Here is a 9,303-nt window from a genome sequence, read left to right as displayed (position 1 = left end):
ACTAATAAATCTTCCATACCTAAATTATAATGATTAATAATTTTTTTAATTCTTCAAACATTATTCTTCTTTTTGTTATTTTGAACTTTTGGTGAAATTTTAAACAACATCTTCAAAGCGCCATGTATCCCTGTGCTCTTATATTCTTGATATATTTTGTAAAACTCTTCTGCTTTTAAATGCCTTGACATACTTCTCCTTTTTTGATTTTTTTGAGGGGGTATACCCCCTCAAAGGTGTTAAAAAAAGTTAACATTGCCATGTTAACTTTTTTGTCCACCTTTACTCAATATTTTTTAACTTATTAATATACTATAAAAACATTTTTTGTAATAATGCTTCTTTAATTTTTTTGAGTTTTTTGAGTTTGGATTGGTATAGATTGATGATGGTATCAAACTTTACAAAAAGTTTTGCTATTTTATTTTGTTCTTCTAGACTTGCAATATATAAATTTTCATTTAATATGTTTTTATAATATAAATGGATAATAGTTAATCCTTGAGCTTTGTTAGCTAATTTATTTTTTATATATTCAACATTGTTTATGTAATATGAAATGAAGTTTCCATTTATATTTTTATAGGGTCTAATACCAAATAAATCACCCCCTGTCATTACATTTTCTTCATTCACACATGAGGGAGATATTAATGAATACGAATCTACTGTTGTTGAAGTAGGGAATAAAATATCATTTGGTTGTGTTATTGTAATTTTCTTGTTAGTTCTAGAAATTACATTAAAGATTCTTTCATTATACTTTGTATATAATTCACCATATAATACACATTTATATTGACCACCTTTTGATAAATCATTATAACTTAAAGATGAAGTAGAATAATATGAACCTATATCATTAAATTTATATTCTTTTCACTCTCCTTCAAATCCTTTAAATCTTATTCTAGGCTTTTTTGAATTATGTTCTGGGAACATTTTTTCTAAGAGAGTTTTTTTTAGTTGTTTGAGTTTATTGATTTTAATTTCTTCGAGGGTAATTAGATTATCAATATTTTCTAAAAGTTTTCCAATTTTTTGTTGTTCATATATGTTTTTACTTAAAAACAACTCTATTTTCTTAAGATTAAAAATTGCTACTGTTGGTATAGTTCCTACTGTTATTTTTTCTGCAACCTTACTTTGAAAATTTTCTGATTTAAGTAGATAATAAATAAATTCAAGATTAAACTTCTTTTTTATTATCATTCCAACTATACCTTGTTTAGTTGATAAATCTACCTTATTTATAGACAGATTCCCTATTGTTGCTCCATTACTAAAAAGAATATTATTTTTGGGTATTATTCAAGCAGATGAATTCTTCAGTCCTAATTCACTTATTTTTGCTTTTGTGTGGGATATATATTTATTTGCCATATCTTCTATTTTTGTGAAATAAAATAACCCAGGTTTATAATAAATATCTTTATTTGTATCAGGTGTACCACCTTCGCTAGCAAATGAATATATGTTTTCTAATCTCTCCTCTTTTCACTCTTCATCAAACCCTTTAAATCTAACTTTTGGAACTAAAACTTTTTTCATAATTACCCTCATTTATTATTAATATTATACTTTTATTATTCTTTAATTGTTCGGTATATATAAAATTTAAATAATTGAATATTAAGTTTAAAAACTTAACTCTGCTAATCATTTAATTACTATTTTTAGTTCTAATTCCTCTAACAACGAAATTCCTGCATCTAAATTTATAGATAATTCATAATCACTTTTTTGTGTGTTGAAGTTAGGTACATTAAAGTTTAATTTAGCTAAATTAAAACATAATAAGCCTTGTTCATATCCATCTTTCAGTTTTTCTCTTAAAGATTTACTTATAATAGGTGAATCAATATTTCTAAAAATTCCTTCAAAATCTTTAAATTCATTCAATAGTTTAATGGCAGTTTTATCACCAACTCCTTTTATACCAGGTAAATTATCTGATGGATCTCCTTTTAGACCTTTAAATGAAGTTATTTGTTCTGGATTAATTTCAAATAAATCATAAAAGTTCTTATTTGTTATATATAAATACTTATCATACTTTCTATGAATTAAAGTAGTTTTGGAATTAACTAGCTGTAATAAATCTTTATCAGCAGAAAAAACAAAATTATTCCCTGGTAATAAATTAGTAAATGTTGCTATTAAATCATCTGCTTCATAACCTTCTTGTTCTAATCACTTTATGTTTAATTTAGTTAGAATTTCCTTAATTAAATTCATTTGAATATATAATTCATCAGGTGCTTTTGCTCTACCTGATTTATATTCTTGGTATTGTAAATGTCTTAAAGTTTGTCCATATGCATCAAAAGCAATAAATAAATGAGTTGGTTTAATTTCTTTTAATAATTTCAGAAGTTGCATTAAAAACAATTGTATTGCATTAGTTGGAATACCTTTAGATGTTCTTAAAATGGTATTAATATCACCACGATAAGAAGCATAAAATGATTGAAATAATAAATAATTTCCATCTATAACTAAGTTTTTATTATTCATTTATTACCTCTTTAAAATCTTTGATTACGTAAAATCCTTTATTTTTTCCTATATAAACAATTATTTTTTTTGGTTCTATATTAATTAATTGTTCAATTTTTGTATTTCAACCATTAGCAGTTATTGAACCACTTGAATCTTTTAATTTAACTTTTGTATGATTAGGTTTAGTACCATAATTAGCTTTAATAAAGTCTACTTTCAATCAAGTTAAATTTTCATTAAGATTCATCAAACAAGGGATTCCTCTTTCTTTTAGTTTTTTTAAATATTCTTTATTATCAGTTGTGTATTTGCCACCTAAATATTGTAATTCATATTTTTCTTGTAATTCAATATTATTTTCTAGTTCAGGAATCTGAATTAACTCAATATTTTCATCTTTAATATAATTCATAATTGAATGGTTTTCTGAATTACTATTCCTTTTTTTAATTAAGAGATAGGTATTATAAAATTCATTTATTGTTGGTAAAATATTTAATAATTCAACTACATTTCCAAATGTTCTAAATGTCCCTGCTTTAATTAAGATTTCTAAAATTGATTCACCTATTCCTACATCTCTTAATCTTAAACAAGAACTTATAAAATTTTTAAATAAACCATTATTATTTCTTTCATTTATGATTTTCGATACAGCTACTGTTCCAATTCCTTTAATCATTACTAAAGGTAAATAAATATCTTTTTCTGATATTTCAGCTTGATTTGTTGAAATATTTATGTCAGGTGCTTTAACTAATATATTAGTTTCATATGCTTCATTACTATAACGTTTGATATTGTCTAAATCTGCAGAAACATCTGATAATAATGATTTATAAAAAATTAATGGATATCTTGATTTATAATAAGCCATTTTATAAGAAATTAATGCATAAGCAACTGCATGGGATTTATTAAATCCATAATTTGCAAACTTTTCTATTTTAGAATAAATTTCTTGTAATTTATCATAAGATAATCCATTCTTTAAACCACCTTCAAAAAAAGTATCTTTATATATTTTTAAATATTTATCGTCTTTTTTTGAAATAGCTCTTCGAAATGTATCTGCTTGATTGAAATTCATATTAGCTACTTTTTGAACTATTTGCATTATTTGTTCTTGATAAACAATTATTCCAAATGTTGGTTTAACTATTTCATCATATAAAGGATGTATTTTAATAATTTGACTTGGATCTTTTTTGTTATTTGCATATTCTTTGATATAAGCAGCAGGACCAGGTCTAAAAAGTGAAATAATTGCATATATATCATCAAAACTATCAACATTAACTTGTTTTATTGTTGCTCTCATTTGTGGAGATTCTAATTGGAAAATTCCATCTGTATATTGTTGATTTAGTAAATTAAAAGTTAATTGATCATTAAAGAGTGAATATGAATCATTCATAATATAATCAAAATGTTTTGAACTTGGTAATTGATTTTCTATTCCTTGTATAAAAGTTAAATTTTTAAGTCCTAAAAAATCTATCTTTATTAAACCATATCTTTCTAAATAGTTCATTGTCATTTGAATTTGTTGATAACCATTATCTGAATAATGTGTTGGAACTAATTGATTTAATTCACTATTGCATAAAACTACTCCAGCTGCATGAATACCTACTTGTCTCGGAAAACCCTCGATTTTAGATGCTAATTCATGTAATTTAGGATATTTTGAAATTATAAGTCTATATTTTGAATTATTTTCATAAGCATATGTTAAACTCAAATCCTTTATTGAAATACTTGCACAAACTTTATCAACTTCTGGTTTGCTTAAGTTTAAAATATTTTTGTCTGTTAAATATTTTGCTACATCTCTTATTGAATTTTTTGTTGCTAATGTTTGAAAGGTTGAAATTAGACCAAAATGACTAGAACCATATTTGTTTTTTAAATATTCAAAAACTTCATCTCTTCTGGTATCCTGAATATCAATGTCAATGTCTGGCATTGATATTCTTTCAGTGTTTAAAAATCTTTCAAATAATAAATCAAATTCTAATGGATTTATTGTTGTAATATCTAGTAAGTAAGATACAAGTGAACCAGAAGCACTACCTCTACCTGGTCCTATATTAATATTATTTGATTTAGCATATGCTATTGCATCATGAATGATTAAAAAATAATCCATAAAACCTAGTTCATCAATAACTTTGATTTCTTTTTTTATTCTTTCTAAAACTATTTTCTCGTTATAATGTTTTATCAATTCTTTAAATTTTTTACCTAGTATTTTTTTAGATAATATTTCTTTATTATTGTTTGAAAACTTAGGTAATTTGATTTCACTAGATGGTCTTGAGATATTTATGTTTGAAACTATATTTAACATATTTTCATACACTTCTTCATCTAAATCCGAGAACTCCTCATCATTGAAATATTCACTGTAAATAATGTTTTCTTGATTTGGATTTGAAATATGTTTTAAAAGAGGAAGAATTTCATTATCTTCATAGTTTAGGATTCTTTTTACCGGGGCGTAAACTGTTTTAATATGTTGTTTCTTTTTATTATTTAAATAAAAATTATTCGGAACTTTTAATAACTCGATTCCTTTTATTTGAGAACCTAATTCTTGATGATCAATCATATAAATATCAGGATTTTCCAAATCATAAAAACTAGGGGTTTCTTTTTGAGAAACATTTGTAATCAATTTAAATAAAAATTTAAGTCCATTATTATTTTTTGCAATTAAAATAACCCTAAAATTTTCTCTTAAATCTACTTCAACACCAATTATGGGTATAAAGTTATATTCATCAAGAAATTCTCAATAATATTGTAATGCATAAAAATTTTGATAATCAGTTAATGTGATATATTTTTGATTTCTTTTTTTAGATTCATTTAATAAATCTTGAACTTTTATAGTTGAATTTAAAAAAGAGTATTCAGTGTTAGTGTGTAAAAAAATTTTTTCTCTCATAATTTTATTTTATATATATTTTTAATAAAAAAGAAAAGTTTATTCATTTAAAATAAACTTTTATAGTTTATAAAAATAATTGATATTCACTTTCTTAAGTATTATTGAATCTATTTTTTCATTCAGGTTCTCATAAATGATTTTTAGATTTTTGTTTTTAGTTAAGAATCTTAATTTAAGACAATTTAAATAAATTTCATATTCTTTAATAAGATTCATAGATATATTTTTTGCTAAAATTAAATAATTAATTTCATTATCATTGATAAATTGACATAAGTTATCATTAATATTTTCTATATACAAACCAACAAATTTATTTTTATTATTCATTTCCAATAAGAAATCTTTTAATATTTCTTGATTGTATTCATAATTTATTGAATACAATAAAATTGTAGGAAAATTATCTATTTTATAAAAATTAAGTTTATGCAAACTGTCGATTGATAGTTTTAAAAAACCTTGGTTTAAGTTGTTTTCATTTTTTAACAAGGAATTAAACATCATATTTTCTTTTAAAATTTGTAAATAAGGATTATTAACAAATAAATGATAAAAAGTTAAATAATCTAGATTTTTAGATAAATTTCAATCCAGGAAATATTTATCAGTTTTTTCTATATCTTTTAATTTATATATGTATTTTTTATCTAGATTATCTGATATTCTGAAATTCTTTAAAAAAGTTTTATATGCTCTTAGTTCCTCAGAAAATATTTGAATATCTGAATTATTATAATTAAAAGATAAATTAAGGAAATCGTTTTTGTTTTCAGGTTTTGCTAAAATGTGATACAAAGAAAATAACAATGTTTCTTCTATTTCATTTAAATCGAAACTTGAAGTAATTTTTCTATCTAAAATAGTTGAACATAAGAAATATTTTGAAAATAAAATATTTTTATTTAAATTGATAATTAATTCAGTTTTATTTGAACTAAATAAATTTCAAATATTTTTCTTTATTAAAATAAACAGTAATTCTTCTTTCTTAAAAAATTGAATATTATTATGACTTAAATTTAATAAATTAAATATTTCTTTTAATTCAGTATTAGATAATTCGTTGTATAAAAAGTTTGTTTTTAGTGCAAGACCAATAATTTTATATGAACCTTTTTTTATATTTACTTGCTTTTCATTAAAAGAATTTGTAATTCTTATAGGATTGATTTTCTTTTCTTTTTTTCATTCTATATTGCATATAAATTCATGTTTTTCATTTAATTCCATATTTAATTTATATGTTCTATAATTATGAAATCATTGGTCTAGTTTAAATATTATTTTTTCTAAAAAATTAAATTCTTTGTGTATTTTTTCGTTCAAAATAATATTTAATGAATATTTCTTTTTTATTGGTTCTTGTAGTATTTCATCTATTTTCTTAGCACTATCATAATGGAAGAAATTTTTAAAATAATTTAAAGAAATGTAATTATATTTTTTAAATTCTGATTTTTTTGAATCAAAAATAGTAGATAAAAAGAAATATTTAGCACTCTGACGGATTACTCTTTTATTTAGTGGGTCTATTTTGAACAAAATGATTCCATTTGAACTTCTGAAATAAAGCAAATGTATTAAAAAACAAAATAAAGAAACAATAACTAAAAAAATAAACAACCAAAAAAATAGCAATACCATTATTTCTTTAAAATCCTTATTGAATGGTGATTCTTATTAAATCTTTTTGTTTCTCCACTTTGCTTAAATTTAATAACAACACTATTATCATCATCTAAATCTACTACTTCACCTTCTCCAAAAATTGTGTGTGAAATAATATCACCAATTAACATTTTGGAATTCTGTAATTTTATTTCTTCATAACTTGTTTCAGATAAATCAATTCCATGATTATCATTCATTAATAATATATCATTTAAGTTAATTCCTAATTCTGTTATAAAAGATGATGGTTCTTTGTCTATATTTAAACTATGTATCTTACCTCTTGAAGAAGATAAAAATAATTTCCTTCTTGCCCTAGTAACTGCTACATATGCTAATCTACGTTCTTCTTCAAGCAATTCTAATTCTTTTTCTTTTGAAACTTCACTTTGGAAAATTCTATAAGATGGGAATAATCCTTTTGACATACCTACTAAAAAAACATTATCATACTCTAGTCCCTTTGCAGAATGTATGGTCATTAATGTAACATAATTTGTATTACCATCATATTCATCATTAATAGATATTAAATTAATATAATTTAAATAATCTTCTATATTCTTATCTTTGTTTTTGGTTTCTCATACTTCTATAGAATTAATCAATTCCATAACATTTTCTTCAGCAGTTCCTCTTAAACTTTTGTTTTTTTCTATAAACTTAAAATAAGAAATTTCTTTTAAGAAATAATTTAAAACTGTTGATATTTTATTTTTTTCTTCTAAAAGTAGTTTCTTATATGTAACTATTTTTTTTATGAAATCTAAAATGTTTTCTGCTATATTTTTATGCTTAGTTGAAAATTCTTTCCAATTTTTTATTATACAATCTAGTGTATTTATTGAATTATGATCTGCTACAAATTTGTCAATTAATTCTTGGGATTTTTCACCTATTAAACGGTTTGGAACATTAATAACTCTTTTAAATGATAATTCATTTGAATTGTATAAAACTCTTAAAAATGCTATTGCATCTTTAATTTCTGATCTTTGATAGAACTTGGTTCCATTAACTATCTTATGAGGGATACCTTCTTCTATTAACGCTTGTTCAAAAGCCCTAGAGTAATAATTTGTTCTATATAAAATAACAATGGATTTTAATTGATTTTTTTCTTTTTTTAGTTGATTAATTTTATTAATTACTCATCTTGCTTCTGCTTCTTCATTAAAAGAGTGTGAAAATTCAATATCACTTCCTTCTTCATTGTTGGTTATTAAATCCTTGTTATAACGAATCTTGTTATGTTTTATAAGTTTATTTGCACTATCTAAAATCTTTTTAGTTGAACGATAATTAGTATCTAAGACAATTGTCTTTGAATTTTGAAAATCTTTTTCAAAATTCAATATTAAATTAACATCTGCTCCTCTTCAATTATAAATTGTTTGATCAGGGTCACCAACTATTGTTAAATGAGTTTTATCTGAAATAATTGCCTTCATTATTTCATATTGAAGAACTGAAGTATCCTGAAATTCATCTATTAGTATGTAATCATACTTATTTTTGTATTTTTCTAGTACATCTGGTCTTTCACTGAAAAGAATGTTAGTTTGCAATACTAAATCATCAAAATCTAATGAACCATTTTTTGCTAGTTCATTAGTATATTCAATATATATTTTATTTAAAATGTCATCACTAGAATTTGTTTTATAAAGTTCATTAATATCTTTATTAAAATTTTTAAATCAAGAAATATATTGAATAGCATTTTTATGACTAACTTCATTACTTGATATATTTAATTTTTTATAAACTTCTTTTAATATTTGTAATTTGTCTGGTTCATCAATAATTGTAAAATCATTTTTAAAACCTAAGTGATGTATTTCCTTGCGTAAAATAGATGAACAAAAAGAGTGAAATGTCATTATATTTAATTTTTCATTGTTGGTATAACAATATTTTGTAATACGAGTAGACATTTCTTGAGCAGCTTTATTTGTGAAAGTAACACCTAAAATATTTTTTGGTGAAATACCAAGAGTATTAATCAAATATGCAACTTTCCTTGTTAAAACTTTAGTTTTTCCTGTTCCTGCTCCTGCTATTATTCTCAAAGGAGAGTCGAAATATTCAACAGCTTGTGATTGCTGTTCATTTAAATCTTCTAGTAAATTTATTTTCTTGACATAATTTAAATCCATTAATACATCCTT

The 9,303-nt window shown here is 22.7% G+C and carries 6 protein-coding genes; all 6 read right to left on the bottom strand.

Annotated elements, in window-relative coordinates; genetic code table 4:
* The coding region (locus T405_RS01610) for a hypothetical protein (protein WP_036430422.1) at positions 1–191 on the bottom strand (191 nt) is incomplete at its 3' end.
* Positions 192–312: 121 nt separating this feature from the next.
* Complete coding sequence (locus tag T405_RS01605; RefSeq protein ID WP_036430420.1) at positions 313–1,551, bottom strand: restriction endonuclease subunit S; 1,239 nt, start codon at positions 1,549–1,551, stop codon at positions 313–315.
* Positions 1,552–1,638: 87 nt separating this feature from the next.
* The gene (locus T405_RS01600) at positions 1,639–2,517 is read right to left on the bottom strand and encodes a 5'-3' exonuclease (RefSeq protein WP_036430418.1); all 879 of its coding nucleotides are present in this window, start codon (positions 2,515–2,517) and stop codon (positions 1,639–1,641) included.
* Positions 2,510–5,455, bottom strand: coding sequence for a DNA polymerase III subunit alpha (gene dnaE / locus T405_RS01595; protein WP_036430416.1), 2,946 nt, complete (start codon positions 5,453–5,455; stop codon positions 2,510–2,512). Before dnaE ends, T405_RS01600 begins: the two co-directional genes overlap by 8 nt.
* 60 nt (positions 5,456–5,515) lie before the next feature.
* Positions 5,516–7,105, bottom strand: a complete 1,590-nt coding sequence (locus T405_RS01590) for an MHO_4530 family protein (RefSeq protein WP_169734323.1) — start codon at positions 7,103–7,105, stop codon at positions 5,516–5,518.
* Complete coding sequence (locus tag T405_RS01585) at positions 7,105–9,291, bottom strand: ATP-dependent helicase (RefSeq protein WP_036430412.1); 2,187 nt, start codon at positions 9,289–9,291, stop codon at positions 7,105–7,107. Before T405_RS01585 ends, T405_RS01590 begins: the two co-directional genes overlap by 1 nt.
* Positions 9,292–9,303 lie beyond the last annotated feature (12 nt).

The organism is Mycoplasmopsis felis ATCC 23391, assembly GCF_000701865.1.
Taxonomy (GTDB): domain Bacteria; phylum Bacillota_I; class Bacilli_A; order Mycoplasmatales; family Metamycoplasmataceae; genus Mycoplasmopsis; species Mycoplasmopsis felis.
This window is presented reverse-complemented; position numbering and strand designations above follow the sequence as displayed.